The 23,639-nt window shown below is 73.9% G+C and carries 27 protein-coding genes; 12 read left to right on the forward strand and 15 right to left on the reverse strand.

Going from position 1 to position 23,639, the window contains the following annotated elements; genetic code table 11:
* Window positions 1-29 precede the first annotated feature (29 nt).
* Window positions 30-383: an STAS domain-containing protein gene (locus BJY28_RS02200; RefSeq protein WP_179461551.1), complete on the reverse strand. Its 354-nt coding sequence runs from the start codon at window positions 381-383 to the stop codon at window positions 30-32.
* Window positions 384-432: 49 nt separating this feature from the next.
* On the opposite strand from BJY28_RS02200, the gene BJY28_RS02205 reads away from it, so the two are divergent.
* Both BJY28_RS02205 and BJY28_RS02210 read left to right on the forward strand, forming a co-directional pair.
* Window positions 433-2,826 carry a DEAD/DEAH box helicase gene (locus BJY28_RS02205; protein ID WP_179461552.1) on the forward strand — a complete coding sequence of 798 codons (2,394 nt, stop codon included), beginning with the start codon at window positions 433-435 and terminating at the stop codon, window positions 2,824-2,826.
* 60 nt (window positions 2,827-2,886) lie between these two features.
* Window positions 2,887-3,495: a hypothetical protein gene (locus BJY28_RS02210; protein WP_179461553.1), complete on the forward strand. Its 609-nt coding sequence runs from the start codon at window positions 2,887-2,889 to the stop codon at window positions 3,493-3,495.
* Here BJY28_RS02210 and BJY28_RS02215 read toward each other — a convergent pair.
* From BJY28_RS02215 to BJY28_RS02230, 4 genes are all read right to left on the reverse strand, one after another.
* Window positions 3,492-3,896, reverse strand: a complete 405-nt coding sequence (locus BJY28_RS02215; RefSeq protein ID WP_179461554.1) for an Rv3654c family TadE-like protein — start codon at window positions 3,894-3,896, stop codon at window positions 3,492-3,494. The genes BJY28_RS02210 and BJY28_RS02215 overlap by 4 nt on opposite strands.
* On the reverse strand, window positions 3,889-4,218 hold the full coding sequence (locus tag BJY28_RS02220; RefSeq protein WP_246313503.1) for a TadE family type IV pilus minor pilin: 330 nt from the start codon (window positions 4,216-4,218) through the stop codon (window positions 3,889-3,891). The genes BJY28_RS02215 and BJY28_RS02220 overlap by 8 nt, the downstream gene beginning before the upstream one ends.
* A 22-nt stretch (window positions 4,219-4,240) precedes the next feature.
* On the reverse strand, window positions 4,241-4,432 hold the full coding sequence (locus tag BJY28_RS02225) for a DUF4244 domain-containing protein (protein ID WP_179461556.1): 192 nt from the start codon (window positions 4,430-4,432) through the stop codon (window positions 4,241-4,243).
* A 149-nt stretch (window positions 4,433-4,581) separates the two neighbouring features.
* On the reverse strand, window positions 4,582-5,226 hold the full coding sequence (locus tag BJY28_RS02230) for a DUF6308 family protein (protein WP_179461557.1): 645 nt from the start codon (window positions 5,224-5,226) through the stop codon (window positions 4,582-4,584).
* 199 nt (window positions 5,227-5,425) lie between these two features.
* On the opposite strand from BJY28_RS02230, the gene BJY28_RS02235 reads away from it, so the two are divergent.
* The 3 genes from BJY28_RS02235 (at window position 5,426) to BJY28_RS02245 (ending at window position 8,669) form a co-directional block, all read left to right on the forward strand.
* Window positions 5,426-7,048, forward strand: a complete 1,623-nt coding sequence (locus BJY28_RS02235) for an inorganic phosphate transporter (protein ID WP_179461558.1) — start codon at window positions 5,426-5,428, stop codon at window positions 7,046-7,048.
* Between the two features lie 78 nt (window positions 7,049-7,126).
* The gene (locus tag BJY28_RS02240) at window positions 7,127-7,582 is read left to right on the forward strand and encodes a cupin domain-containing protein (protein ID WP_179461559.1); all 456 of its coding nucleotides are present in this window, start codon (window positions 7,127-7,129) and stop codon (window positions 7,580-7,582) included.
* A gap of 58 nt (window positions 7,583-7,640) precedes the next feature.
* Complete coding sequence (locus BJY28_RS02245; RefSeq protein ID WP_179461560.1) at window positions 7,641-8,669, forward strand: ATP-dependent 6-phosphofructokinase; 1,029 nt, start codon at window positions 7,641-7,643, stop codon at window positions 8,667-8,669.
* Window positions 8,670-8,674: 5 nt separating this feature from the next.
* Here the strand turns inward: BJY28_RS02245 and BJY28_RS16720 are convergent, their stop codons facing one another.
* The 5 genes from BJY28_RS16720 to BJY28_RS02270 form a co-directional block, all read right to left on the reverse strand.
* Entirely contained in the window at window positions 8,675-9,301 is a 627-nt protein-coding gene (locus BJY28_RS16720; protein WP_179461561.1) for a type II secretion system F family protein, read from the reverse strand.
* Entirely contained in the window at window positions 9,298-9,981 is a 684-nt protein-coding gene (locus tag BJY28_RS02255; RefSeq protein ID WP_179461562.1) for a type II secretion system F family protein, read from the reverse strand. The genes BJY28_RS16720 and BJY28_RS02255 overlap by 4 nt, the downstream gene beginning before the upstream one ends.
* Window positions 9,978-11,051: a TadA family conjugal transfer-associated ATPase gene (locus BJY28_RS02260; RefSeq protein WP_179461563.1), complete on the reverse strand. Its 1,074-nt coding sequence runs from the start codon at window positions 11,049-11,051 to the stop codon at window positions 9,978-9,980. Before BJY28_RS02260 ends, BJY28_RS02255 begins: the two co-directional genes overlap by 4 nt.
* Window positions 11,048-11,764: a CpaE-like family protein gene (locus BJY28_RS02265; RefSeq protein WP_179461564.1), complete on the reverse strand. Its 717-nt coding sequence runs from the start codon at window positions 11,762-11,764 to the stop codon at window positions 11,048-11,050. The genes BJY28_RS02260 and BJY28_RS02265 overlap by 4 nt, the downstream gene beginning before the upstream one ends.
* 309 nt (window positions 11,765-12,073) lie before the next feature.
* Window positions 12,074-12,919 (reverse strand): Fic family protein, encoded by an 846-nt coding sequence (locus tag BJY28_RS02270; RefSeq protein WP_179461565.1) that lies wholly within the window; start codon window positions 12,917-12,919, stop codon window positions 12,074-12,076.
* 33 nt (window positions 12,920-12,952) lie between these two features.
* Between BJY28_RS02270 and BJY28_RS02275 the strand changes: the two genes are divergently transcribed.
* From BJY28_RS02275 to BJY28_RS02300, 6 genes are all read left to right on the forward strand, one after another.
* A complete protein-coding gene (locus BJY28_RS02275) occupies window positions 12,953-14,074 on the forward strand; it encodes a sensor histidine kinase (RefSeq protein WP_179461566.1) in 1,122 nt (373 codons plus the stop codon).
* Window positions 14,075-14,084: 10 nt separating this feature from the next.
* Window positions 14,085-14,831, forward strand: a complete 747-nt coding sequence (locus BJY28_RS02280) for a LytR/AlgR family response regulator transcription factor (protein WP_179461567.1) — start codon at window positions 14,085-14,087, stop codon at window positions 14,829-14,831.
* Window positions 14,828-15,211, forward strand: a complete 384-nt coding sequence (locus BJY28_RS02285) for a hypothetical protein (RefSeq protein WP_179461568.1) — start codon at window positions 14,828-14,830, stop codon at window positions 15,209-15,211. The genes BJY28_RS02280 and BJY28_RS02285 overlap by 4 nt, the downstream gene beginning before the upstream one ends.
* A complete protein-coding gene (locus tag BJY28_RS02290) occupies window positions 15,208-16,749 on the forward strand; it encodes a sodium:solute symporter family transporter (RefSeq protein WP_179461569.1) in 1,542 nt (513 codons plus the stop codon). The genes BJY28_RS02285 and BJY28_RS02290 overlap by 4 nt, the downstream gene beginning before the upstream one ends.
* A 137-nt stretch (window positions 16,750-16,886) precedes the next feature.
* Window positions 16,887-17,264 carry a DUF485 domain-containing protein gene (locus tag BJY28_RS02295; protein ID WP_179461570.1) on the forward strand — a complete coding sequence of 126 codons (378 nt, stop codon included), beginning with the start codon at window positions 16,887-16,889 and terminating at the stop codon, window positions 17,262-17,264.
* A complete protein-coding gene (locus tag BJY28_RS02300; RefSeq protein ID WP_179461571.1) occupies window positions 17,261-18,874 on the forward strand; it encodes a solute symporter family protein in 1,614 nt (537 codons plus the stop codon). The genes BJY28_RS02295 and BJY28_RS02300 overlap by 4 nt, the downstream gene beginning before the upstream one ends.
* Before the next feature lie 61 nt (window positions 18,875-18,935).
* Here BJY28_RS02300 and bioB read toward each other — a convergent pair whose 3' ends face one another.
* The 4 genes from bioB to BJY28_RS02320 are packed head-to-tail and all read right to left on the reverse strand — an operon-like array spanning window position 18,936 to window position 21,940.
* Window positions 18,936-19,994, reverse strand: coding sequence for a biotin synthase BioB (gene bioB, locus BJY28_RS02305; protein WP_179461572.1), 1,059 nt, complete (start codon window positions 19,992-19,994; stop codon window positions 18,936-18,938).
* 24 nt (window positions 19,995-20,018) lie between these two features.
* Window positions 20,019-20,648 carry a CbiQ family ECF transporter T component gene (locus BJY28_RS02310; RefSeq protein WP_179461573.1) on the reverse strand — a complete coding sequence of 210 codons (630 nt, stop codon included), beginning with the start codon at window positions 20,646-20,648 and terminating at the stop codon, window positions 20,019-20,021.
* Entirely contained in the window at window positions 20,645-21,334 is a 690-nt protein-coding gene (locus tag BJY28_RS02315) for an energy-coupling factor ABC transporter ATP-binding protein (protein WP_179461574.1), read from the reverse strand. The genes BJY28_RS02310 and BJY28_RS02315 overlap by 4 nt, the downstream gene beginning before the upstream one ends.
* Window positions 21,335-21,349: 15 nt before the next feature.
* The gene (locus BJY28_RS02320) at window positions 21,350-21,940 is read right to left on the reverse strand and encodes a biotin transporter BioY (RefSeq protein ID WP_179461575.1); all 591 of its coding nucleotides are present in this window, start codon (window positions 21,938-21,940) and stop codon (window positions 21,350-21,352) included.
* A gap of 132 nt (window positions 21,941-22,072) precedes the next feature.
* Here BJY28_RS02320 and BJY28_RS02325 point away from each other — a divergent pair, with 132 nt between their 5' ends.
* Window positions 22,073-22,633 (forward strand): TetR/AcrR family transcriptional regulator C-terminal domain-containing protein, encoded by a 561-nt coding sequence (locus BJY28_RS02325; RefSeq protein ID WP_343037158.1) that lies wholly within the window; start codon window positions 22,073-22,075, stop codon window positions 22,631-22,633.
* A gap of 16 nt (window positions 22,634-22,649) precedes the next feature.
* On the opposite strand, the gene BJY28_RS02330 is transcribed toward BJY28_RS02325, so the two are convergent.
* On the reverse strand, window positions 22,650-23,585 hold the full coding sequence (locus tag BJY28_RS02330) for a phenylalanine 4-monooxygenase (RefSeq protein ID WP_179463891.1): 936 nt from the start codon (window positions 23,583-23,585) through the stop codon (window positions 22,650-22,652).
* Window positions 23,586-23,639 lie beyond the last annotated feature (54 nt).

Below are 23,639 nucleotides of genomic sequence, written 5' to 3' on the forward strand. Positions count from 1 at the left end.
GGCGGGCGTCTCGCCCGCCGCGGCTCACCCTACTGGGCGGTCTGGGCGGCTGCAGCGATCGCGGCGTCGACGTCCGGGGCGACGTCCAGGACGGTGTCCAGGCCGGTGATGCCCAGCACCCGCAGCACCCGCTCGTGGGAGGCGGCCACGGTGAGCACCCCGGCGGAGCGGCGCAACCCCTTCAGCCGGCCGACGACGACCCCGAGGCCGGTGGAGTCGATGAAGGAGACGTCGGTCAGGTCCAGCACCATCCGGCGGTGGCCGGCGAGGATGAGCGCGTCGATGGCCTCCCGCATGGACGGCGCGGAGGTGACGTCGACGTCCCCCTGGACGTGCACGACCGGGACCGGGCCCTGCTCGCTGGTGGTCACGCTGACACCCATGCGACTGCCCTCCTTCGATCGTCGGTCGTCGGCCATACCGTAGAGGACGATGCCCGACCTGCCAGAACGCTCCCAGCACGCGGACACCGGCACCCCTCCCGCGGGGACCGCCGGGGGCGCCGACGTGCCCTCCGCCGGAGGCGCCGTCGCTCCCTGCGACGGGTGGGGCCGGACCACGCTCGCCGGCCTGGCGGCCGGCCGCGGAGAACCGCTGCGGCACGTCGAGGAGCTGCCGGCACGCCCGGCCCGGCACGCCGAGATGCCCGGCTGGGTGGCTCCGGCGCTGCGCTCGACCCTCGCCGGGCAGGGCATCACCTCGCTGTGGTCGCACCAGCGGGAGGCGGCCGACCTGGCGCGCGACGGGGAGCACGTCGTGGTGGCGACCGGCACCGCCTCCGGGAAGTCGCTGGCCTACCTGCTGCCGTCGCTGACCGCGGTGCTGGAGGCCGAGGCCACCCCGCTGGGACGGGCGAGCGTGCTCTACCTCTCGCCGACGAAGGCGCTCGCCGCAGACCAGCTGGACCGGCTGCGGTCGTGGGCGGTGCCCGGGATCCGGCCGGCGACCTACGACGGGGACACCCCCACCGAGGAACGGCGGTGGATCCGCCAGCACGCCAACGTCGTGCTGACCAACCCCGACCTCGTGCACCACTCGCTGCTGCCGGCGCACGAGCACTGGTCGGGCTTCCTGCGGGCGCTGCGCTACGTCGTCGTCGACGAGTGCCACGCCTACCGGGGGATCTTCGGCAGCCACGTCGCGCTGCTGCTGCGGCGGCTGCGCCGGGTCGCCCGCCGCTACGGCACCGACCCCACCGTCGTGCTGGCCTCGGCCACCGCCGGCGACCCGGCGGCGCACGCCTCCCGGCTGGTCGGGGCGCCGGTGACCGAGGTGGTCGAGGACGGCTCGCCGCGCGGCGCGGTCACCTTCGGGCTGTGGCAGCCGCCGGAGGATCAGGACGGTCAGCGCCGCTCCCCGACCGCCGAGGCCGGCGAGCTGCTCTCCGAGCTGGTGGCCCAGGACGTGCAGACGCTCGCCTTCGCCCGGTCCCGGGCCGGGGTCGAGGCGCTCGCCCTCACCGCCGGTCGGCGGCTGCCCGAAGGGGGTCCGCTGGCCGGACGGGTGGCCGCCTACCGCGGCGGCTACCTGCCAGAGGAGCGGCGGCTGCTGGAGCAGCGGCTGCGCTCCCGAGAGCTGCTCGGCCTGGCGGCCACCAACGCGCTGGAGCTGGGTGTGGACGTCGCCGGGCTGGACGCGGTGCTCATGGCCGGGTGGCCCGGACGGCTGGCCTCGCTGTGGCAGCAGGCCGGCCGGGCCGGGCGGGCCGGCGGCGAGGCGCTGGCGGTGCTGCTGGCCGCGGACGACCCGCTGGACTCGTGGCTGGTGGACCACCCGGAGGCCATCTTCGGCGCGCCCGTCGAGGCGAGCGTGCTCGACCCGGGCAACGTGCACGTGCTGGCCCCGCACCTGGCCTGCGCGGCCGCCGAGCTGCCGGTCACCGAGGACGACGAGCAGTGGTTCGGCCCGTCGCTGGGCACCGTGCTGGAGGTCCTGGTGCAGCGCGGGATCCTGCGCCGTCGACCCGGGGGCTGGTACTGGACGCGGCCGGACCGCCCCGGCGAGCACGTCTCGCTGCGGGGCATCGGCGACGTCGTCAGCGTCGTCGAGACCCGGACCGGCCGGGTGGTCGGCACGGTCGACGGCACCTCGGCGCACTCCCAGGTGCACACCGGGGCGGTGCACCTGCACCAGGGCGAGACCTATGTCGTCACCGACCTCGACCTCGAGGGCGCCACCGCGAGCGTCGTCCGCGGCGATCCCGGGTGGAGCACCCAGGCGACGTCGGTCTCCTCCTTCGACCTCGTCGCCGAGGAGGAGGCCAGCGAGCACGGACCGGTGCGGGTGAGCTACGGCCGGGTGCGGGTGCGCGAGCAGGTGACCGGCTTCCTGCGCCGCCTGCCCGGCGGGGAGGTCATCGGCACCCACCCGCTGACGCTGCCCGAGCGCAGCCTGTCCACCCGCGGCGTGTGGTGGACCATGCAGCCGGACGCCCTGGCCGCGGCAGGGGTCACCGAGGCGGAGGTGCCCGGGGCGGCGCACGCGGCCGAGCACGCGGCCATCGGCATGCTGCCCCTGCTGGCGACCTGCGACCGCTGGGACATCGGCGGGGTCTCGACCGCCTGCCACCCGGACACCGGGCTGCCGACGATCCTCGTCCACGACGGCCACCCGGGGGGAGCCGGCTTCGCCGAGCGCGCCCACCAGCGGCTGCGGGAGTGGCTGGCCGCGACCCGCGAGACGATCGCCGACTGCCCCTGCGAGTCGGGGTGCCCCTCGTGCGTGGTCTCGCCGAAGTGCGGCAACGGCAACGAGCCGCTGAGCAAGGCGGGGGCGGTGGCCCTGCTCGACGTCGTCCGGGACGCGACCAGGGTCGCCGCGAGCTAGGGTGCGGGGCGGACCTGCGGGCCCGCGCCCGCCCCACCCCTGACGAAAGGCACACCCGGCATGGTCATCATCGGCATCGTCGTCGTCCTGGTGGCGCTCGCGATCGGCATCGCGCTGATCCTGGGCACGAGCAACCTCTCCGGCCAGGAGATCGAGATCGACTTCTTCGACCCGGTGGTCGTCACGGTCACCCCGCTGATCCTCGTCGTCGGGGGCATGCTGACCATGCTGCTGCTGCTGATCGGGCTGGCCACGGTCCGCTCGGGGCTGGCGCGCAAGCAGCGGCTGCGCAAGGAGCGCAAGGCCCGCGACCAGCAGGCCAAGGAGCAGCAGGTCGCCCACGACCAGCAGGTCGAGCAGGAGCGTGAGCGCGAGCGCCTGGCCCACGAGGAGCGCGAGCGGCAGTACCAGCAGGAGCTGGAGGAGCAGAAGCGGGCCGCCCAGGCCGAGCGGGAGCGCGCCGAGATCGCCGAGCAGCAGACCGGCGCCCAGCCGACGGCCGACCAGCCGGCCGGCCCCACCCGCCCGATGGCGTCCGGCGGCACCGGCCCGGCCGCCGGGACCGGATCCAGCAGCGCTCCCCCGCCGCGCCCCTCGTGGAGCGGCGACGGCTCCGAGCAGCGGGCGACCGAGACCCAGCGCATCGACCCGGGCGAGGGCCGCCGCTAACCAGGCTCCGGTCCGGCACGGGAGACCCCGGTCGCCCGAGTCGGCCCGACGCCGGGCAGCCGCAGCGCGACCGGCACGCTCGTGGTGACCTGCGCCGTGCCGTCCGCGGTGACCTGGCAGGCGGTGACCTCCGCCTGCTGAGCGGCCGCCACCCGCCGTGCCTCCGCGCACGGGGCACCGGTGCCCTGCTGGTGCTGCACCGCTGTCGCGAGGGCCGCCAGGTCGGCCGCCGCGCGCGCGGAGTGCGCGGCCAGCACCGCCGAGGCGACGGCGAGCCCACCGAGCGTCCCGCTGAGGGTGGCCGCGATCGCCCCCACCGCGAGCACCGAGCCCGAGCCGCGGTCGCCGCGTCCTCGCCCCGGTCGTCCGCCGGATGTGCCTCCGCTCGGCCCGTCAGCCATCGCCGCCCACCTCCATCCGCGCCACCGCCCGGCAGGTGGTGCCGGCGGTGATCCAGGTGGCGGCCGCCGGCGCCGGCACCCGCACGGTGGCCACGACGTCCCGCCCCTGACGGGCCGTGCTGATCCGCGCCCCGTCCGGGGCGGCCCGGGCCCCGTCGGCCAGCGCCCGGGAGGCCGTCTCGCCACGGGCCGCCTCGCGCGCCACCACCCGCGCGGCGTCGACGCAGCGCACCCGGTCGACGCCCAGCTGCAGCGCCGCCAGGCAGAGCGCCAGCACCAGCAGCACCGAGGGGATGGCGAGCGCGGTCTCCGCGCTCACCATCCCGCCGTCGGCCCGCAGGTGCTCAGCGGATGCCGAGCGCTTCGAGGACGACACCGGCCAGCCCCGACTTCACCTGCCCGGACTTCACCACGGCCAGCAGCACGATGGCGAAGGTGCACGCGGCCAGCGTGCCGACCGCGTACTCGGCCGTCGTCATGCCGGCCTCGCCGGCCCTCTTGAGCTGCGCCCAGCGGCGCGACATCGAGCTCCGCATCGGAGCCTCCCTCCCTCACGGCGACACCCGGTGCGTCGCCTGTGGGTCGAGACTCCCCGGACCCCGCTGAGCGTGCCGCCCCCGCGGCGCATCTGTGGACGGGCCGATCAGTGGCGCGCCCCTTGGGGGCCGGAAACCGTCGGTCGATCTCAGATCGAGCGACGGCTTGCTTCCCACGCGAGGATGTCCATGAGGCGCAGGTCGGTGAGATCACGCGTCAGTGCCTGGGCATCCGCATCCGAGATCTGCTTCCTCAGCTCGGCCAAAGTGTCGACGTTGGTCCGCAGATCGTTGCGGATCGCAGCCCAGAACATGCGACGGTGACCGCGCTCGGGGTACCGACGGGCAGCCTCGGCAGCGCAACTGCGATAGAGGCGCGTAAGCCCGGAGTCGAGGATCGGGAACAAGGCCGGGCGCTTGAGGTGCAGCACCTTCGAGGCCTTGGCGACCCGCACCCAAGGACCTTGGAGCGCCGTGAGCAGGTCGGCTCCCTTGTCGTAGAGCCCCTGAGACTCCGCGGGGTCCGCGTCAGCCAGATCCGCCTCCTTCGGGATCTGCGCGAGCAACTCGTGGTGGCTGGCAGCGAGCTCAAGAATCTCTTCCCCCTGTGCACGGCTGATGCGTGAGGCGAGAACCCGCGAGGCCGCGACGTCCTCCGCTGAGATGACGTCATGGCACTCCTGCGTCGACGCGTCGTACCGCGTCAGGGTCCGAGGGTGACTCCTCGCATAGTGCTCGACCACGCGACGCGCGTCCTCGATCGTCCGACCTGCCACCGTGATCTCAAGGGCCATGCGGCGGACCATAGCCGCGCACGCACGGGAGCACTGCCGATGAGATCTGCTGCTGCTCACCCGCCCGCGCCACCGCACGTCCACCCACCCGTCACCGGATCGATTGTCCGACGTGGCCCGGCCGTCACCCACGACACGGCGTCGAAGGACGACAGTGTCCCCGTCGCCGCACGTCACGTCTCTGGGGAAGGGCGCACCGATGGCTCACGACACCATGGCTCCTGCGCCGGAGCAGGCTCCCGAACCACCGTCTCCGCAGCGCGGATCCGACATCGTCTGGCACACCGCCTTCGGGCTGCTGCTGGTCGTCACCGTCGTCTCGTTCATCCTCTGGTCGACGGGGCAGATCAGTCAGAGCTCGCACTACGCGGTGCTCGTGGTCACCATCCTGCTGGGGGTCTTCATGGCCTTCAACATCGGCGGCAACGACGTCGCCAACTCCTTCGGCACCTCGGTGGGCGCCGGCACCCTGACGATGAAGCAGGCGCTCATGGTGGCCGCCGTCTTCGAGGTCGGTGGCGCGGTGCTGGCCGGTGGCGAGGTGACCGACACCGTGCGCAGCGGCATCGTCGACCTCGACGGGGTCCCGCTGGACCCGATGGACTTCGCCTTCATCATGATGGCGGCCCTGCTCGGCGCCGCGCTGTGGCTGCTCGTGGCCACCCAGATGGGCTGGCCTGTCTCGACCACCCACTCGATCATCGGCGGCATCGTCGGCGCCGCGGTCACCCTCGGCTTCGTCACCGGCGACGGCGGCTGGGAGATGGTGCAGTGGGGCGGCATCGGCCAGATCGTCATCTCCTGGTTCCTCTCCCCGGTGCTCGGCGGCCTGGTCGCCTACGTCCTCTTCCGCGGGATCAAGCAGGGCATCCTCGTCTACAACGAGCAGGCCGACGACCAGCTGCGCCAGCTCAAGGTGGAGCGGATCGAGCACCGCGAGCGGCACAAGGCCGCCTTCGAGCGCCTCGACGAGCTGCAGCAGATCTCCTACACCAACACCATGGCCCGGGACGCGGTCGTGGTCAGCTCCCCCGACTTCGACCGCGACGAGCTGGAGTCGGACTACTACCGCGAGCTGTACGAGCTGCAGGACGAGGCGGAGAACCTCGAGGCGCACCGGGCGCTGGAGACCTGGGTGCCGCTGCTGGCCGCCGGCGGGTCGGTCGTCATCACCGCGATGCTGCTCTTCAAGGGGCTGAAGAACCTCCACCTCGAGCTCGACAGCATCGGCAACTTCCTCGTCATGGGGATGGTCGGCGCCGCGGTCTGGATGGCCGTCTTCATCTTCGCGAAGTCGTTGAAGAAGCAGACCCTGGCCCGGTCCACCTTCCTGCTCTTCAGCTGGATGCAGGTCTTCACCGCCTCGGCCTTCGCCTTCAGCCACGGCTCGAACGACATCGCCAACGCCGTCGGGCCGTTCGCCGCGGTGCTGGACGTGCTGCGCACCAACGAGATCGGCGCCGAGTCCGCGGTCCCCACCGCCCTCATGGTCACCTCCGGGGTGGCCCTGGTCGCCGGACTGTGGTTCATCGGCCGCAAGGTCATCACCACCGTCGGGACCGGGCTGACGAAGATCCACCCGGCCTCGGGCTTCGCTGCCGAGCTGTCCGCCGCGGCGGTGGTCATGGGCGCCTCGCTGCTGGGGCTGCCGGTCTCCTCGACGCACATCCTCATCGGTGCGGTGCTCGGCGTCGGGATGGTCAACAAGGCCGCCAACTGGAACCTCATGAAGCCGATCGCCATGGCCTGGGTCATCACCGTCCCGGCCGCGGCGGCGGTGGGCGCGGTCGGTGTCGTCGTCATCCGGGGGATCTTCGGCTGAGCGGGACGGCACCGGGCGTGGGCGACGCTGGGTGTGGATGACGCTGAGCGAGAGCCGCACCTGCGCGAGGATGGGCAGGTGCCGACCTCCGCAGATCGCCCCGACCGTCCGCCGCGCGCCGAGCAGCTCGACCTCGCCCCGCACCCCGAGGGCGGCTGGTACCGCCAGACCTGGGCGTCGCCGGTCGAGGTCATGCTCGCCGGCCCCGACGGCACCACCCTCACCCGCCCGACGGCCACGCTGATCCTCTTCTACCTGCCCGCCGGGGAGTTCTCGACGTGGCACCGGGTGACCTGGGACGAGACCTGGGTCGCGGCCGAGGGCACCGTGCTCCTGGAGACCGGCGGCGACGGGGACCTCCCGGTCGGCGGCGAGCGCCACCGGGTGGGCCTGCAGCCCGACGACGAGCCGCACGTCGTCATCCCCGGCGGGGTGTGGCAGCGCACCCTGCCCCGCGACGACGCTGACGCCCTGGTCAGCTGCCTGGTCTCCCCCGGCTTCGACTTCGTCGACCTCGAGATCCGCGGCGGCTGAGCCGTCCACCCAGCGGGCACCTCGCGGCGGCCCCTGGCGCCTGCACGAGACTGGGGTCATGAGCGGATCCATCGGCATCCTCACCAGCGGCGGCGACTGCCCCGGGCTGAACGCGGTGATCCGGGGCGCGGTCATCAAGGGCACCCGTATCTACGAGCGCGACTTCGTCGGCATCCGCGACGGGTGGCGCGGGCTCGTCGAGGACGACTGCATCCCGCTGAAGCGCAAGCGCGTCCGCGGCCTGTCCGGTGTCGGCGGCACCATCCTCGGCACCTCCCGCACCAACCCCTACGCGGGGGGTGGCCCGGACCGGGTCCGTGAGGTGATGGCCCGCCACGGGATGGACGCGATCATCGCCATCGGCGGCGAGGGCACGCTCACCGCCGCCCGTCGGCTCGCCGACGAGGGGATCAACGTCGTCGGGGTCCCCAAGACCATCGACAACGACCTGTCCGCGACCGACTACACCTTCGGCTTCGACACGGCCACCTCGATCGCCACCGAGTCGATCGACCGGCTGCGCACCACCGCCGAGGCGCACCACCGCTGCATGGTCGTCGAGGTGATGGGCCGGCACGTCGGGTGGATCGCGCTGCACGCCGGGCTGGCCTCGGGTGCGCACGCCATCCTCATCCCCGAGGTGCCGACCTCCCTGGACGACGTCGCGCACTGGGTCACCGAGGCCAAGGAGCGCGGCCGGGCCCCGGTCGTCGTGGCCGCCGAGGGCGCCGTCCTCGAGGGCGAGGACTCGCCGGTGGCCCGGCACGGCCTGGACGCCTTCGGCCGCCCCCGGCTGGGCGGGGTCGCCGACCGGCTGGCGCCGATGCTCGAGGAGGCCACCGGGATCGAGACCCGGTCGATGACGCTGGGGCACCTGCAGCGCGGCGGCAGCCCCACCGCCTACGACCGGGTGCTGGCGACCCGCTTCGGCACCGCGGCGATCGATGCCGTCAACGCGCAGAAGTGGGGAACCATGGTCGCCCTCAACGGCATCGACATCGTCGAGGTCGACCTGCACCGTGCGGTCACCGAGCTCAAGACGGTGCCCCGCTCGCGCTACCAGGAGGCGGCGATCCTCTTCGGCTGACCCGGTCAGCCCAGCTGCTGCCCCAGGAGCACCACCACCAGCGGCACCACGGCGGTGGCGACGAAGGCGGGCAGGAAGCACAGCCCGAGCGGCAGCACGAGCAGCACCCCGGCCCGCTGCCCCGCCTCCTCGATCCGCCGCGCGTCCTCCTCGCGCTGCGCGGCCGCCGCCTCCAGCAGCACGGCGGCCGAGGCGGCGCCGCTCTCGTCGGCGACCGCCATCGCCTGGGCGGTGCGCCGCCACACCGGACGTGCGTAGGTCCAGGCCTGCCGCATCGAGCGGCCCCAGCGCAGCGCCGTGGTCACCCGGACCAGGTCGTCGCGGGCGCCCGGCGAGGATACCGCGGCCGTCTGGGCCAGCGCGTCGGCGAGACCGCGGCCTGAGCGCAGCGCGAGCGCGAGCAGCACCATGGCGTCGGCGACCTCGCGGTCGGTGACCGGCGGTCGGCGCTCCGGACCTCTCGCCTCGTCCCCGGGGTCCTCTCCGGCGGCCGTGGCGAGACCGTCGACCTCGCCCGCGCCGGACACGGACCCGGCGCGCGGTGCGGCCACATGACGACCCGGGCCGCCGTGCCGGGCGCCGACCGGCCAGGCCAGCACCGCCAGCACCAGCAGCAGCGCGACCGCGATCACCGGTGCACCTGCTCGCGCACGGCCCGCCGCAGCACCGCGCGGCAGATCGTCCAGCCGAGCCCGGTCAGCACCACCCCCGCACCGACGCTGAGCATGGTGGCCGAGGACCAGGTCACCACCGTCCACGGCGCGATCCCGAAGGTCAGGCCGGCCAGCAGCCCGACGAGCGGGAGCAGGGTGAGCATGACCATCGTCGCCCGCGGGCCGGCGCTCGCCGCGTCCAGCCGGCGGCGCACCCCGAGCCGCCCGCGCAGCACCTCGGCGGCCACCTCCACCGTCGGGGCCAGCGGGCTGCCCAGGCGCTCGGAGAGCCGCCAGGCGCCGCCGAGGAAGCCCACCTCGGGATGCTGCTGCGCCGCGGCGCTCCACACCGGTCCGGCTTCCTCGCCGCGGGCCAGCGCCGCGGCCACGTCGGCCAGGACGTCGTCCCACGGGGCGCGTGCGTCGGCCCGGGCCAGCTCGACCGCCCGCGGCGGCGTCGCCCCGGCGCGCAGCGCCATGGCGACGGTCTCGGCGAGGTCGGCGAGCCGCTCCTCGGACGCCGGCCCGCCACGGCGCTGCCACCGGCCTCCGTCGCGTGCCTGCGGCCGACGAGCCGCCCGACCCGATCCCAGCGCCGGCGACGCGCCCGGCCACAGCAGCACCGCCAGGAGCACGAGCAGCACCTCGGCGGCGCTCATGCCCCGGCCTCCCCCGGCCGGCCGGGTCCGCCGGCGTCGACCAGAGAGCTCAGCGGCACGATGGCGCCGACGACCCTGCGTCCGCCCTCCCGGCGCAGGTGCACCACCACCTCGACCGCGCTGGCCAGCTGGGTGCGCACCGCCTCACGGCTCATCCCGGCGAGCGCGCCGAGCGCCTCGACCCGGGCCGGGACGTCCTCGGGGGCGTTGGCGTGCAGGGTGCCGCACCCCCCTTCGTGGCCGGTGTTCAGCGCGAGCAGCAGGTCGCGCACCTCGGCGCCGCGGACCTCGCCGACCACCAGCCGGTCCGGACGCATCCGCAGCGCCTGGCGGACCAGGTCGACCATGCTCACCTCCCCGGCACCCTCGGTGTTCGCCGAGCGCGCCTGCAGGCGCACCACGTGCGGGTGCGCGACGACGATCTCGCCGACGTCCTCGACCACGACCACCCGTTCGTCGGCCGGGACCTCGGCGAGCATGGCCGCCAGCAGGGTGGTCTTGCCCGACCCGGTGCCGCCGGTGATGACGTAGGCGGTACGGGAGCGCACGATCTCGCGCAGCCGCACCGCCTGCCCCTCCGTGAGCATGCCCAGGCCGGCCAGGGCGTCGAGGCCACCCGAGCGGCGCCGCGGGATGCGCAGGCTCACGTGCGCGCCGTCGGCCACCAGCGGCGGCAGGACGGCGTGCAGCCGGACCCCGTCGGGCAGCAGCCCGTCCACCCACGGCTGCGCGTCGTCCAGACGGCGGCCGGCCAGCGCCGCCAGCCGCACGGCGAGCCGACGCACCTCCTCCCGGTCGCCGAGCCCGGGCCGGACCCGCTGCACCCCGTCGCCACGGTCCACCCACAGCGAGCCGTCACCGTTGACCAGCACGTCGGTGACCGCCTCGTCGGCGACCAGCGGCTCCAGCGGCCCGAGACCGAGCAGGCCGGCCCGCAGCTCCTCGCCCCGCCGCCGGGTGCCGCGCTCGCCCAGCCGGGCCGCCTCGTCGGCGGCGACGCGACCGATCACCTGCTCGTCCGGGGCCTGCCCGCGACCGACCTGGGCATCCATCGCCGGCGTCCACCTCATGCCGCCGCCCGCCCTCGCCGACCGCCCAGGCCGGCCACCTCGACGACGACCCCGGCCACCCCGGCGCATGCCCCGCGCCGCCCCGGCGGACCGCCGCGCGCCTCGGCGCGCACCACCTGCGGGTCGTCCGGCAGGTGCTCCAGCAGCGGCAGACCCAGGTGCTCGGCGACCCGCTCCGGGGCCCCGCGCGGACGCAGCGGACCCCTGGTCACCAGGGCCACCCGCTGGCGCAGGGCGCCCAGGCGGTCCAGGTGCGTCTCGGCGTCCCGCAACCACCGCGGCCGCAGACCCACCAGCAGCACCACCAGGTCGGGCACCTCGGTCCAGGCCCGCTCGGGCAGCGAGCGGACCGGCAGGTCCAGCACCACCGGCGCGGCCGCCGACAGTCCCCGGACGACCTCGACGACGGTGCTCTCGGCCGGGCCGGCGCCCCGGGCGGCCAGCACCGGCCACGGCGCGGCGGGCAGCCGGCCGCGCAGCTGGTCGGCCACCACCGGCCCCTCGTGCCGGGCCAGGTCCGGCCAGCGCAGGCCCGGCTCGTGCTCCGCGCCGACCGTGACGTCGATGCCACCGGCCCGGACGTCACCGTCGACCAAGGTCAGATCGGCGCACGCGCAGCCGGCCACCGCACCGGCCAGGGTGCTCGTGCCGAGCCCTCCGGAGGCGCCGCTGAGAACCACCACCGGGTGCGTCGGAGAATTTCTCGATCTCATGCCCGCAGGCTCGCAGCGCCTGCTCCGGGTCACCGCGTCAAGGGGTGTGGGGGTGGAGGACGCCGGGACGTCTCCGGGGCCTGTGGACGAGGCATCTCGTCCGCACGGGAGGCCGGAGACGCACGACGGCCCCGGTTGGGGGGATAACCGGGGCCGTCAACGCGCCTACTCCGGGGGGGAGGGAGCTGGTGCGTTACCGCTCGACCCCTAAGGGGAGCGATGCCCCCCACTGTAACGCGCTGAGTGGCCCGCGCAACACGAAGACGGTCACCCTTTGGGATGAATTCGCCTGCGCGCGGCCAACGGCGCTCAGCCGATGCGACCGGTTCGCACGGAGGTGGCGATGCGCTCGCCCTCGGCGGCGCCGGCCACCACCGCGTCGGCGCAGTGCCGCAGCCACAGCAGCACCCCCTCGCGCCCTCCGGAGGTGTAGCCGGTGAGCGAGCCCAGGTAGGCGGGTCCGCCCTGGTCACCGTGCCCGGCCTCGGGCACCGCGACCCCGGTCGGGTCCAGCCCGGTGGCCGTCAGCAGCGAGCGCTCCACGGCGCGGGCGACCAGCCCGTTGCCGACGACGAAGGGTCGGGTGGCGGCGATCTCGGCGTGCACGACGGCGGCCACCACCAGCGCGGGGGCCTGGTCCGCGGACCGCATCAGCTCGCCGATCCCGGCGAGGCGCTCGCGCAGCTCGGCTCCCTGCGGCGCCGGTCCCAGGTCGGCCATCTCCTGGCAGCCCTCCCCCTCCAGCCGGGGGCGGCCGAGCTGGTCGGGCGCGCTGACCAGCTGGGCGGCGGCCGCGGTGTGCAGCCGGGCCAGGGCCTGGCTGGGCGCGGTGCGGACCAGGGTGCGCACGTGCTCGGTCTCGGCGGTGGCGCCGATGGCGCCGTGGATGACCCGCTCGGCGGGATCCGGCTCCGGGCTGCGCTCCCGGGCGCCGCGCATCAGGTCGCGCACGATGCTCGCGGTGGAGCGGGCGCCGTCCAGCTCGGCCGAGGCCCAGGCGCCGCGCACCCGGGACTCGGCGGCCGCCTCCGGGGTCCGCCGCCGCAGCCCCTCGTGCCAGCGCAGCCGGGTGCAGGCCTCCCGGGCCTGCTCGGAGGAGTCGGCGACCTCGGGCAGGTCGGCCAGGGCGCTGAGGGCGGTGACGAGTCCGGGCACCGCACCAGCCTAGGTGGGGCCTATCCTGCGCCCATGTGGTGGCGGTCCCGACGCGGCGGCTTCATCTCGGTGACCGAGCAGGCGACCTTCGAGACGCTGCACACCGCCTCGCTGGCCGGGCGGCACCTGGCCGACGGCTTCACCGACGAGGGCTGCGAGCGGGCCGCGCCCTACCTGCGGGCGATGCTGGGCACCCCGGCCTTGGCGATCTGCGACGCCGCCAGCGTCATCGTCTGGGACGGGGAGGGCGATCATCACCTGTCCCAGGTGATCGACCAGGCCGAGCGGGCGCTGACCCGCGGCGAGACCGTGGTGCTCGGGCCCGAGCAGGTCACCTGCTCCGGCGCGGAGTGCCCGGTCCGGGGCGCGGTCATCGCCCCCGTGGTCGTCGACGAGCGCATCGTCGGGGCCATCGCGGGCTACGGGCCCCCGGCGTCGGCGGGCCTCGTCCGGGCGGCAGGCGAGGTGGCCACCTGGGTGGCCACCCAGGTCGAGGTGGCTGACCTCTCCTTCGAACGCACCCGGGCGATGGAGGCCGAGCTGCGGGCGCTGCGGGCCCAGATCAGCCCGCACTTCATCTACAACTCCCTGGCGGCGATCGCCTCCTTCGTGCGCACCGAGCCGGAGCGGGCCCGGGAGCTGCTGCTGGAGTTCGCCGACTTCACCCGCTACGCGCTGCGCCGCGGCGGCACCTTCACCACGGTCAGCGAGGAGCTGCACAACGTCGAGCGCTACCTCGTGCTGGAGCAGGCGCGCTTCGGCGACCGGCTCGACATCAACCTGCGGATCGCCCCGGAGGTGCTGCCGGTGCGGGTGCCCTACCTGGCCATCCAGCCGCTGGTGGAGAACGCCGTGCGGCACGGCCTGGCGCCGCAGGAGGGCCCGGGCCACGTCGTGCTCACCGCCACCGACCTGGGCACCGACGTCGAGATCAGCGTCGAGGACGACGGGGTCGGGGCCGAGCCCGAGGTGATCCGCAAGGTGCTCGACGGGCAGTCGCGCAGCGACTCCGTCGGCCTGGGCAACGTCGACGCCCGGTTGCGTCAGGTCTACGGCGAGGACGCCGCGCTGGTCGTCGAGACGGCTCCGTCGGCGGGGATGAAGGTCTCCTTCCGGGTACCGAAGTACTCCCCGGCAGCCGACGCGGCACCCTAGGCTGTCCCGCATGTCCAGCCCCGGGACACCTCGCCTGACCGTGCTCGTCGTCGACGACGAGGCACCGGCACGCAACGAGCTCGCCTGGCTGCTCGAGCGCGACGCGCGGGTGGGCCGGGTGGTCACCGCTGCCTCGGGGACCGCCGCGCTGGCCGCGCTGGAGCGGGACACCGTCGACGTGGTGCTCAGCGACATCAGCATGCCCGGGCTCGACGGGATGCAGCTGACCTCGGTGATCAACCGCTTCCGCGAGCGCCCGCAGGTCGTCTTCGTCACCGCCCACGACACCCACGCCGTGGATGCCTTCGACCTCGACGTCGTCGACTACGTGATGAAGCCGGTGCGCCCCGAGCGGATCGGCGAGGCGATCCGCCGCTGCCTGGTCCAGCGCGAGCGGGCCGACGCCCCGCCGGCGACGCCGGAGAACGAGGAGACGATCCCGGTCGAGCTCGGCGGGGTCACCCGCTTCGTCGCCCGCGCCGACATCCGGTGGGTGCAGGCCCAGGGCGACTACGCCCGGCTGCACACCCCGGACGGCTCGCACCTGGTACGCATCCCGCTGGCCACCCTCGAGGAGCGCTGGGCCGAGGCCGGTTTCGTCCGGATCCACCGCTCGACGCTGGTGGCCACCCGGCACATCAGCGAGGTGCGCACCGAGCACGGCAAGGTCGCGGTGGTCATCGACGGCACCGAGCTGCAGGTGAGCCGCCGGCACACCCGGGCGCTGCGCAGCACCTTGCTGCGGCTGCGGCCGTGAGCGGCGCGCAGCGCGGGCAGCCGCCGGCCCGGGTCCGGGTCACCCGCACCCGCCGCGCGGCCACCGACCGGCACCGCCCGCTGCGCGAGGAGGTCGACGCCCAGTCCGCGCTCGGCACCGCTTACGTGGTCTCGTTGATGCGGGCGCAGCGCCGGCTGTCGCTGCGGCTGGTGCTGGCGCTGGGCACGCTGCTCCTGGTGGCCCCGCTGCTGGTGCTGCTGGTCCCGGCCGCGGGCCGGCTCACCGTGCTGTCGGTGCCGCTGCCCTGGCTCGTCCTGGGGGTGCTGGTCTACCCCGCGGTGATCGCCGCCGCGGCCTGGTTCACCCGCTCCAGCGAACGGCTCGAGGGCGACTTCGCCCGGGTCGTGGACCGCGGGTGAGCGCCCCGCTCAGCGTCGCGGCCATCCTGCTCGTCTGCGCCACCACGCTGGCCCTCGGCGCCGTCGGGCTGCGCTTCGCCCGCGGCACCAGCGACTTCTACGTCGCCGGACGGACCGTCTCCCCGTGGCGCAACGCCAGCGCCATCGGCGGCGAGTACATCTCGGCGGCCTCCTTCCTCGGGGTGGCCGGGCTGGTCCACTCCGGCGGGGTGGACATGCTCTGGCTACCGGTCGGCTACACCGTCGGCTACCTCGTGCTGCTGGCCCTCGTCGCGGCCCCGCTGCGCCGCTCCGGGGCCTACACCCTCCCGGACTTCGCCGAGCTGCGGCTGGAGTCCCGGGTGCTGCGGCGGGGGTGCGCGCTGCTCGTGGTGGGCATCGGCTGGCTCTACCTGCTGCCGCAGATGCAGGGCGCGGGACTGGCGCTGAGCCAGGTCAGCGGCGCGCCGGCCTGGGTGGGCGCCACCGTGGTGACTGTCATCGTCGCGCTCAACGTCATCGCCGGCGGCATGCGCTCGATCACCCTGGTCCAGGCCGTCCAGTACTGGTTGAAGCTGACCGCGATCACCGTGCCGGCCTGCGTGCTGCTGACCATCTGGGTGCGAGACGGAACACCGGCGCCCGAAGGGAGCCGCAGCTGGTGGGAGCCGCTGGTCGCCAGCGGACCCGGCGAGCACCCCACCTACACCGCCTACGCGACGATCCTGGCGCTGTGCCTGGGGACGATGGGCCTGCCGCACATCGTCGTGCGCTTCTACACCAACCCCGACGGGGTGGCCGCCCGCCGCACCACGGTGGCGGTGCTCGTGCTGCTCTCCTTCTTCTACCTCTTCCCCCCGGTCTACGGGGTGCTCGGCCGGGTCTACCTCGACGGCCCGGTCGAGACCGCCCGGCCCTCGGTGGTGCTCGAGCTGCCCGCCCAGGTGGTCGGCGGGCCGGGCGGCGACCTGCTCACCGCGCTGGTCGCCGGCGGCGCCTTCGCCGCCTTCCTCTCCACCGCCTCCGGACTGACCATGTCGGTGGCCGGCGCGCTGGACCAGGACGTCGTGCGGCGGGCGCTGGGCCGGCTCACCGGCGGCGACGCCAGCCCGGTGCAGTCCTTCCGGCTGTCCGCGGCGATCGGGGTGCTGGCTCCCTTCGGCGCCAGCCTCGTGCTGGACACGGTCGCCCTGTCCACCGCGGTCGGGCACGCCTTCGCCATCGCCGCGGCCACCTTCGCCCCGCTGCTCATCCTCGGGGTGTGGTGGCGCGGGCTGACCGCCGCCGGCGCGGCGGCCGGCATCACGGTGGGTGCGGTCACCACCATCGGCGCGGCCACGATCTCGCTGCTGGGCGCACCGGCCCCCGGATGGACCGCCACCCTGCTCGGCGCCCCCGCCGCGTGGGCGACACCGCTGGCGGTGACGGTGATCCTCGGCGTCTCCTGGCTCACCCCGCGCACCCTGCCGCCACACCGGGACCGCACCCTGGCGCGGCTGCACACCCCGGAGGCAGCGATCCGTTCGCCGCGGCAGACCGCCCGCTCGCCGCGGGGCTGAGCGCCGATCGGCGCAGCAGGCTCCCGCCGGTCGAGCCGTCGGCGACAGGTGCTGCCGGGCGTGGCCCGGCTGGGCCACGGTGGGCTGGCCGGCGCACCGCCGTGCCGGCGTCCCACCCACCCTCGGAGGTGAGCAGGTTGAGCAACGACGCTCACGACCTCGGCGAGCGGTACATCGCCGTCCAGGAGTCGGCGGAGTTCGGCGAGCTGCGCCGGACGTTCCGCAGCTTCGTCTTCCCCGTCACCGCGTTCTTCATCTCGTGGTACTTCGCCTACGTCCTGCTGTCGATCTTCGCTCCCGGCTTCATGGGCACGAAGGTCGTCGGCAACATCACCATCGGTCTGATCTTCGGGCTGCTGCAGTTCGTGACCACCTTCGCCATCACCTTCGCCTACGCCCGCTGGGCGGAGCGACGCTTCGACCCGCAGGCCGACGCCGTGGTGGAGATGATCGACCGTGACCCGGAGATCGACTCCACCGGGCGCACCGACGAGACGGACGGGGGTCGGGCATGAGCACCATCGGCTCCCCCGCGCTGAACATCTCGATCTTCGCGATCTTCGTCGTCGTCACCCTGGTCATCGTCATCAAGGTGGCCGGCGGGAAGAAGACCGCCGGCCAGATGTACACCGGTGGCGCCGCCTTCTCCGGTCGGCAGAACGGCATCGCCATCGCCGGCGACTACCTCTCGGCGGCGTCCTTCCTCGGCATCGCCGGGGCGATCGCGCTGCAGGGCTACGACGGCTTCCTGTACTCGATCGGCTTCCTCGTGGCCTGGCTGGTGGCGCTGCTGCTGGTGGCCGAGCTGATGCGCAACACCGGCCGCTTCACGATGGCCGACGTGCTCTCCTACCGGCTGCGGCAGCGCCCGGTGCGGATGGCCTCGGCCACCTCGGTGCTGGCGGTCTCCTTCTTCTACCTGCTGGCCCAGATGGCCGGGGCCGGGGCGCTGGTCTCGCTGCTGCTGGGCGTCAGCGGCGCGGCCGCGCAGAACGTCGTCATCGCCGTCGTCGGGATGGTGATGATCGCCTACGTGATGATCGGCGGGATGAAGGGCACCACGTGGGTGCAGATGATCAAGGCGGTGCTGCTCATCGCGGCGACGACGATCATGACCGTCTGGGTGCTGGCCCGCTTCGGGCTCAACCTCTCCTCGCTGCTGCAGGAGGCTGTGGACAACAACCCGGAGGCGGGTGAGGCGCTGCTCGAGCCCGGGCTGCGCTACGGCGAGTCGCTGACGACGAAGATCGACTTCATCTCGCTGTCGCTGGCGCTGGTGCTCGGCACCGCCGGCCTGCCGCACGTGCTGCAGCGCTTCTACACCGTCCCGACGAGCAAGCAGGCCCGCAAGTCGGTGGAGTGGGCGATCTGGCTGATCGGCGGCTTCTACCTGCTGACCCTGGTGATCGGCTACGGCGCCGGCGCGCTGGTCGGGCCCGAGGCGATCTCCGAGGCGCCCGGTGCGGCGAACTCGGCGGCACCGCTGCTGGCCTACGAGCTCGGTGGCTCGCCGCTGCTGGGCATCGTCTCCGGCATCGCCTTCGCCACCATCCTCGCGGTGGTCGCCGGTCTGACCATCACCACCAGCGCCACCTTCGCCCACGACCTGTACAACCAGGTCTTCAAGCGGGGCGAGGCGACGCCGGAGCAGGAGGTCAAGGTGGCCCGCTACGCGGCCATCGGCGGCGGTGTCATCGCCATCCTCGGCGGGATGCTCGCCAAGGACCAGAACGTCGCCTTCCTGGTGGCGCTCGCCTTCGCGGTGGCCGCCAGCGCCAACCTACCGACGATCCTCTACAGCCTCTTCTGGAAGCGCTTCAACACCCGCGGCGCGGTGTGGGGGATGTACGGCGGCCTCGCCTCGGCGCTGATCCTCATCATCTTCTCCCCGGTGGTCTCCGGGAAGCCGGTGGACCCGGCGACCGGCAAGAGCGCCTCGATGCTCCAGGGGGTCGACTTCCACCTCTTCCCGCTGGACAACCCGGGGCTGATCTCCATCCCGCTGGGCTTCTTCCTCGGCTGGCTGGGGACGGTCACCTCCAAGGAGTTCAACCGGGCCAAGTACGCCGAGATGGAGGTGCGCAGCCTCACCGGCCACGGGGTGGCCGAGGCCATCGAGCACTGATCCGTCTCGGACGACAGGCGAAGGGGGGAGCAGCGGCCGCTCCTCCCCCCTTCGCCTGCGCTCAGGCGTTGGCCGCCTCGGTGGTCCCGGCGCCTCGGCGCCGGATCGCAGGCCCGCCCCCGCGGCGCTCCCCGGGCACCTCGTCGGCGCCGAGGATGGTGAAGCCGCCGTCGGCGAGCAGGGCAAGGTCGTCCTGTGCGGCCTGCCCCTCGGAGGTGAGGTAGTCGCCGAGGAAGATCGAGTTCGCCAGGTGCAGGCCGAGTGTCTGCAGGCTGCGCAGGTGCATCTCCCGCCCGGCCGCGATGCGGATCTCCCGCTGCGGTGCCAGCACCCGCGCGGTGGCGAGGATCCGCAGGCAGCGCAGCGGGGTGAGCTCCCAGGTCTGCTGCTTGGGGGTCCCGTCGAAGGGCATGAGGAAGTTCACCGGGATCGACTCCGAGCCCAGGTCACGCAGGGCGAGGAGGGCCTCGACGAGCTGCTCGTCGCTCTCGCCGAGGCCGGCGATGAGCCCGCTGCAGGCGGAGAGCCCCGCACCCTGGGCCTTGGCCACGGTCGCGACCCGGTCGGCGTAGGTGTGCGTCGAGACGATCGAGTCGTGGTGGGACTCGGCGGTGTTGATGTTGTGGTTGTAGGCGTCCACCCCGGCCGCGCGCAGCCGCTCGGCCTGGCCCTCCTTCAGCAGCCCGAGGCAGGCGCACACCTCGGTCTGCGGGTGCTCCTCCTTGATCGCGCCCACCATGCCGGCGACCCGCTCGACGTCCCGGTCTGTGGGCCCGCGTCCGCTGGCGACCATGCACACGCGGGTGGCGCCACCGTCGAGACCGGCGCGCGCCTGCTCGAGGGCTTCGTCGGCCTTCAGCCAGGTGTAGCGCAGGATCTCGCTGCTCGACCCGAGCGCCTGGGAGCAATAGCCGCAGTCCTCGGGACAGAGCCCTGACTTGAGGTTGACGAGGTAGTTGACCTTGACCGTCATCCCGAAGTAGGCGCGGCGCAGCCGGGCGACGGCGGAGACGAGATCGAGGGTGTCCTCGTCGCTGGTGCGCAAGACGGCGAGTGCCTCTGCCTCGGTGGTGCGGTGGCCGCCGAGGATCGCCTCGACGAGGTCGTCGTGCTCGGTCATGGTGCTCTCCTTGCTGTCGGGTGGTCAGGTCTCGGGGTGGTCTCGGTCGTCTCCGACGCCTCGGGCGTGCAACGCCTCACCGGTCGCTTGCGCATCGGCGACGACCCGAAGGACGAAGGGGGTGAGTCGGGCTCTCGGGTCACGCTCGAGGCCGCGGGCGCGGGCGGCGTCACGGGTCTCCTCGGCGAGCCCCAGCGTGGCGGGGATGGTCCGCAGCACGAGGGAGAAGGCGAGACCGACCCGCTCCGGGTCGACGCCGAGGGGGCGAAGGGGGCGCGCTACCGAGGTGATCGTGTCGAGGATCGCGTCGACGGGGGTGGTCGTGGTGACGACGGTGGCGAGCAGCACGAGGGCGACGAGGTCGCCGACGGTCGCCACGGCCCGGGGCCAGCCGGCCTGCCAGGTGAGCCACCCCCCGAGAACGATCGCGAGAAGCGCCAGGCCGCGCAGCGAGCGCGCGAGGGAGCGCAGCGGCATGCGCGAGAGCACCGCGAGGAGGAGCGCCACCGCCACCCCGGCGAGCGCCGAGCGCCATCCGGTGAGCAGGGTGAGGACCAGCCCGGCGAGGAGGAGGGCGGTGAGCTTGGCGCCGGAGGGGATTCGATGCAGGAGGGTCGTGCCCGGCCGGTAGGCGCCGAGGAGGGTTCGGCTCACGCGATGCTCCGGTAGTGCTCGACGACCTCGGCCGCGGACCCGTCGGCGGCGACGCGACCCCCGACGACGAGCAGAGCTCGCTCGCACCGAGTGGCGAGCTCGAGGTCGTGGGTCACGAGGAGGAGCTGCTGGTCCAGCCCGAGGAGCAGGTCACCGACCCGGCGAGCGTTGCCGAGGTCGAGCAGGGTGGTGGGCTCGTCGGCGACGAGCACGTCGGGGTCGGTCGCGAGGACCACGGCGAGCGCGAGCAGCTGGGCCTGCCCCCCGGAGAGGGCATGGACGCTGCGGTCCCCGAGACCCGCCAGGCCGAAGCGGGCGAGGACCTTCCGGGCGGCCTCCCTTCGCTCCCCCGGGTCGCGGTGGCTGCGGCGAAGGGAGAGCGCGACGTCCTCCCCCGCAGTCGGCATGACGAGCTGGGCCTTGGGGTCGGTGAAGGAGAAGGCGACCCGGCGGCGCACCTCGCGACCCTCACGCGCGACGTCGAGCCCATCGACGCGGACCGTGCCGCTCGTCGCGGTGACGAGACCGTTGACGAGGCGGGCGAGGGTCGACTTGCCTGCGCCGTTGGGGCCGATGAGCGCGATCCTTCCCTCGGTGAGGGTCAGGTCCGTCTCGTCGAGCGCGAGCAGGTCGCCGTCGGCGGTCTCGCGGCGGACCGTGACCCGGTCGAGCTCGATCCTCGCCATGAGCTGGTGCGGCGCTCAGGCGGCGCGGCGGCGCAGCAACCAGGGGAAGGCGCGGTGCACGGCAGCGGCGACCACAGCTGTCGCGGCGAGCTTGATGAGGTCGCCGATCCAGAACGCGCCGTCCACGGTCGCGGCGGCCGCCCAGTCCAGATCAGCGCGCAGGTGCAGTCCGACGATGCCCAGGACGTGGATCACCAGGACCGCGAGGAGCCCGCCGGCGAAGAGGGCGAGCGGGTTGCTGACCTGACCGCGTCGGGCGAGGAACTCGGCGACCACACCCATGATCGCGACACCGACGACGAAGCCGACGAGGTAGCCCGAGGTCGGCCCGGCGAGCACCGCGAGGCCCGACTTGCCGTTGGCGAAGACCGGAAGGCCGGCCGCGCCGAGGGCGAGCCAGAGGAGAATCGCGAGAACGCCCCGACGGGCGCCGAGGACCGCCCCGGCGAGGAGGACGCCGAAGGTCTGCAGCGTGATCGGGGCGAAGGTCGAGACGTTGATCGCCGGCAGGATCGAGCAGACCGCAGCCAGTGCCGCGAAGGCGGACACCAGCGCCAGGTCGACGGCGGCGGAGGTGCGAGCCGGTGCGGAGGTGGTCGAAGTCATCCGGGGTGGTCCTGTTCTCTTGCTGAACGGCGTTCAGGTGCGGTGAACGGCGTTCAAATTATCATGGTGTTCGATTTGCGAAGGCCGCCCACGGCCTGAGCCTCAAGACCGCCCGCCGATCCAGGAGCCACCATCCCCAGCCGTCGACACCCCCTTCGCCGTGAGGATCTCGTCGCGACCGCGCTGGACCTGCTCGAGCGGGTCGGCCTGCCCGACCTGACGATGCGGGCCCTCGGGGCCGAGCTCGGGGTGCAGCAGTCCGCGCTCTACCACCACGTCACGAGCAAGCAGGAGCTGCTCGGCCTCGTCGCCGACGCGATCCTCGAGCGGGCCCCGCGTCGGCCCGCCCGCGCCGACGCGAGCTGGCAGACCAGGGTGCGTCGTCGGTGCGAGGACGTCCGGGCCGCGGTGCTGGCCTACCCGGACGGGGCGGACCTCGTGCTGAGCGTGTGGGCCTTCGGGCTCGGGGGCGGCGCTCCCGAGGACGAGCTACGCGCGCTGCTGCTCGACGCCGGTCTCGAGGAGCCAGCCGCATCGACCGCGTCCCGGACCCTGCTCCACTTCGTCTACGGCCACGCCTACGCCCAGCAGGCGCACGACCACGCGGCGCGTCTCGGCGCGGTCGTCGTCCACTCCCCCGACGACTTCGGCGCCGGGCTGGCGCTCGTCGTCGCCGGCATCGCGTCGCGCTGACGCAGACCCGCTCGACTCAGACCCGCTCGGGCACCAGGCCCCGGTCCTCTGCCTCCCGGCGCAGGCGGGCGCAGGCGTCATCATCGGCCGTGGCGAAGAAGTCCCCCACGACATCCTCGAGGTGCCCGAGGTCCTGCGCGGCGAAGAGGATCGGCTGGTACTGCGTGATGTCGTAGTTCAGCGTCCCCATGTCGGCGAGGTCGAGGTCGCGGATCTCCATCTCGCGGAACTCCTCCATCTCACCGAAGCTGGAGAGGATCCCCGCACCGTATGCCTTGAGCTCGCGCGCGCCGCTCGGGCCGGCCTCGTAGATCACGCCGAACTCCATGGAGAACCAGAAGACGTCGGCGACGAGCTTGGCCGCCTCCTCGCTCTCCATCCGCGTCAGGGCCTGCCCCGCCGCCTCGGTGATCCGGGCGAAGCGCTCGCTCGCCAGCCCGTTCCCGTGGCCGATGACCTCGTGGATGATGTCCGGCTCGGGCGTGTAGAGCGGCTGGCTGGCATGCCTGAGGTACTGGGTCGAGCTGAAGGTGCGCTGGCGCAGGTCCCCGTAGAACTCACGAAGGGGGACCGAGCCCGGTGCGGCGATGTAGGTCCAGCCGGTGAGCGGCGCCAGCCGCTCGCTCACCTCCGCCAGTTGCGGCACGCGGTCGGCGGGCAGGCCCAGCGCCGCCTTCGCCGCCAGGTACTCCGGGTGCGCGTGGCGCGCGTGCGCCTCGGCGAGCGCCGCGCTGACCGTGCGCCAGACCTCGTGCTCGTCCTCGGTGTAGCCGATCGTCGGTACCGGCTCGCCCACGGCGCGGTCCCAGGTCAGCGCGGCCGCCGCGATCTGCCCGCGCCGGGCCAGGTAGTCCGGGTCGTCGCGGCCGGGGTGGTTGTCCGCCAGGTGCACCTGCACCGTGCCGTCCCGGTGCTCGGTCACCGGGGAGTAGACCTGGCCGTCCTCGAACATCACGCACCTTCCCGGGCGCCGCGACGTCGCGGTGCTCTCGCCCGGACACGATGC

It is taken from the genome of Janibacter alkaliphilus, from assembly GCF_013408565.1.
Classification (GTDB): Bacteria; Actinomycetota; Actinomycetes; order Actinomycetales; family Dermatophilaceae; genus Janibacter; species Janibacter alkaliphilus.

Coding starts and splice junctions, on each gene's coding strand:
- BJY28_RS02280 (WP_179461567.1), top strand. CDS start 14,085: ATGTCCAGCCCCGGGACACCTCGCCTGACCGTGCTCGTCGTCGACGAC.
- BJY28_RS02205 (WP_179461552.1), top strand. CDS start 433: ATGCCCGACCTGCCAGAACGCTCCCAGCACGCGGACACCGGCACCCCT.
- BJY28_RS02330 (WP_179463891.1), bottom strand. CDS start 23,585: ATGTTCGAGGACGGCCAGGTCTACTCCCCGGTGACCGAGCACCGGGAC.
- BJY28_RS02275 (WP_179461566.1), top strand. CDS start 12,953: ATGTGGTGGCGGTCCCGACGCGGCGGCTTCATCTCGGTGACCGAGCAG.
- BJY28_RS02225 (WP_179461556.1), bottom strand. CDS start 4,432: ATGCGGAGCTCGATGTCGCGCCGCTGGGCGCAGCTCAAGAGGGCCGGC.
- BJY28_RS02220 (WP_246313503.1), bottom strand. CDS start 4,218: ATGGTGAGCGCGGAGACCGCGCTCGCCATCCCCTCGGTGCTGCTGGTG.
- BJY28_RS02235 (WP_179461558.1), top strand. CDS start 5,426: ATGGCTCACGACACCATGGCTCCTGCGCCGGAGCAGGCTCCCGAACCA.
- BJY28_RS02255 (WP_179461562.1), bottom strand. CDS start 9,981: ATGAGCGCCGCCGAGGTGCTGCTCGTGCTCCTGGCGGTGCTGCTGTGG.
- BJY28_RS02230 (WP_179461557.1), bottom strand. CDS start 5,226: ATGGCCCTTGAGATCACGGTGGCAGGTCGGACGATCGAGGACGCGCGT.
- BJY28_RS02215 (WP_179461554.1), bottom strand. CDS start 3,896: ATGGCTGACGGGCCGAGCGGAGGCACATCCGGCGGACGACCGGGGCGA.
- BJY28_RS02200 (WP_179461551.1), bottom strand. CDS start 383: ATGGGTGTCAGCGTGACCACCAGCGAGCAGGGCCCGGTCCCGGTCGTG.
- BJY28_RS02260 (WP_179461563.1), bottom strand. CDS start 11,051: ATGAGGTGGACGCCGGCGATGGATGCCCAGGTCGGTCGCGGGCAGGCC.
- BJY28_RS02265 (WP_179461564.1), bottom strand. CDS start 11,764: ATGAGATCGAGAAATTCTCCGACGCACCCGGTGGTGGTTCTCAGCGGC.
- BJY28_RS02315 (WP_179461574.1), bottom strand. CDS start 21,334: ATGGCGAGGATCGAGCTCGACCGGGTCACGGTCCGCCGCGAGACCGCC.
- BJY28_RS02300 (WP_179461571.1), top strand. CDS start 17,261: ATGAGCACCATCGGCTCCCCCGCGCTGAACATCTCGATCTTCGCGATC.
- BJY28_RS02320 (WP_179461575.1), bottom strand. CDS start 21,940: ATGACTTCGACCACCTCCGCACCGGCTCGCACCTCCGCCGCCGTCGAC.
- BJY28_RS02245 (WP_179461560.1), top strand. CDS start 7,641: ATGAGCGGATCCATCGGCATCCTCACCAGCGGCGGCGACTGCCCCGGG.
- BJY28_RS02210 (WP_179461553.1), top strand. CDS start 2,887: ATGGTCATCATCGGCATCGTCGTCGTCCTGGTGGCGCTCGCGATCGGC.
- bioB (WP_179461572.1), bottom strand. CDS start 19,994: ATGACCGAGCACGACGACCTCGTCGAGGCGATCCTCGGCGGCCACCGC.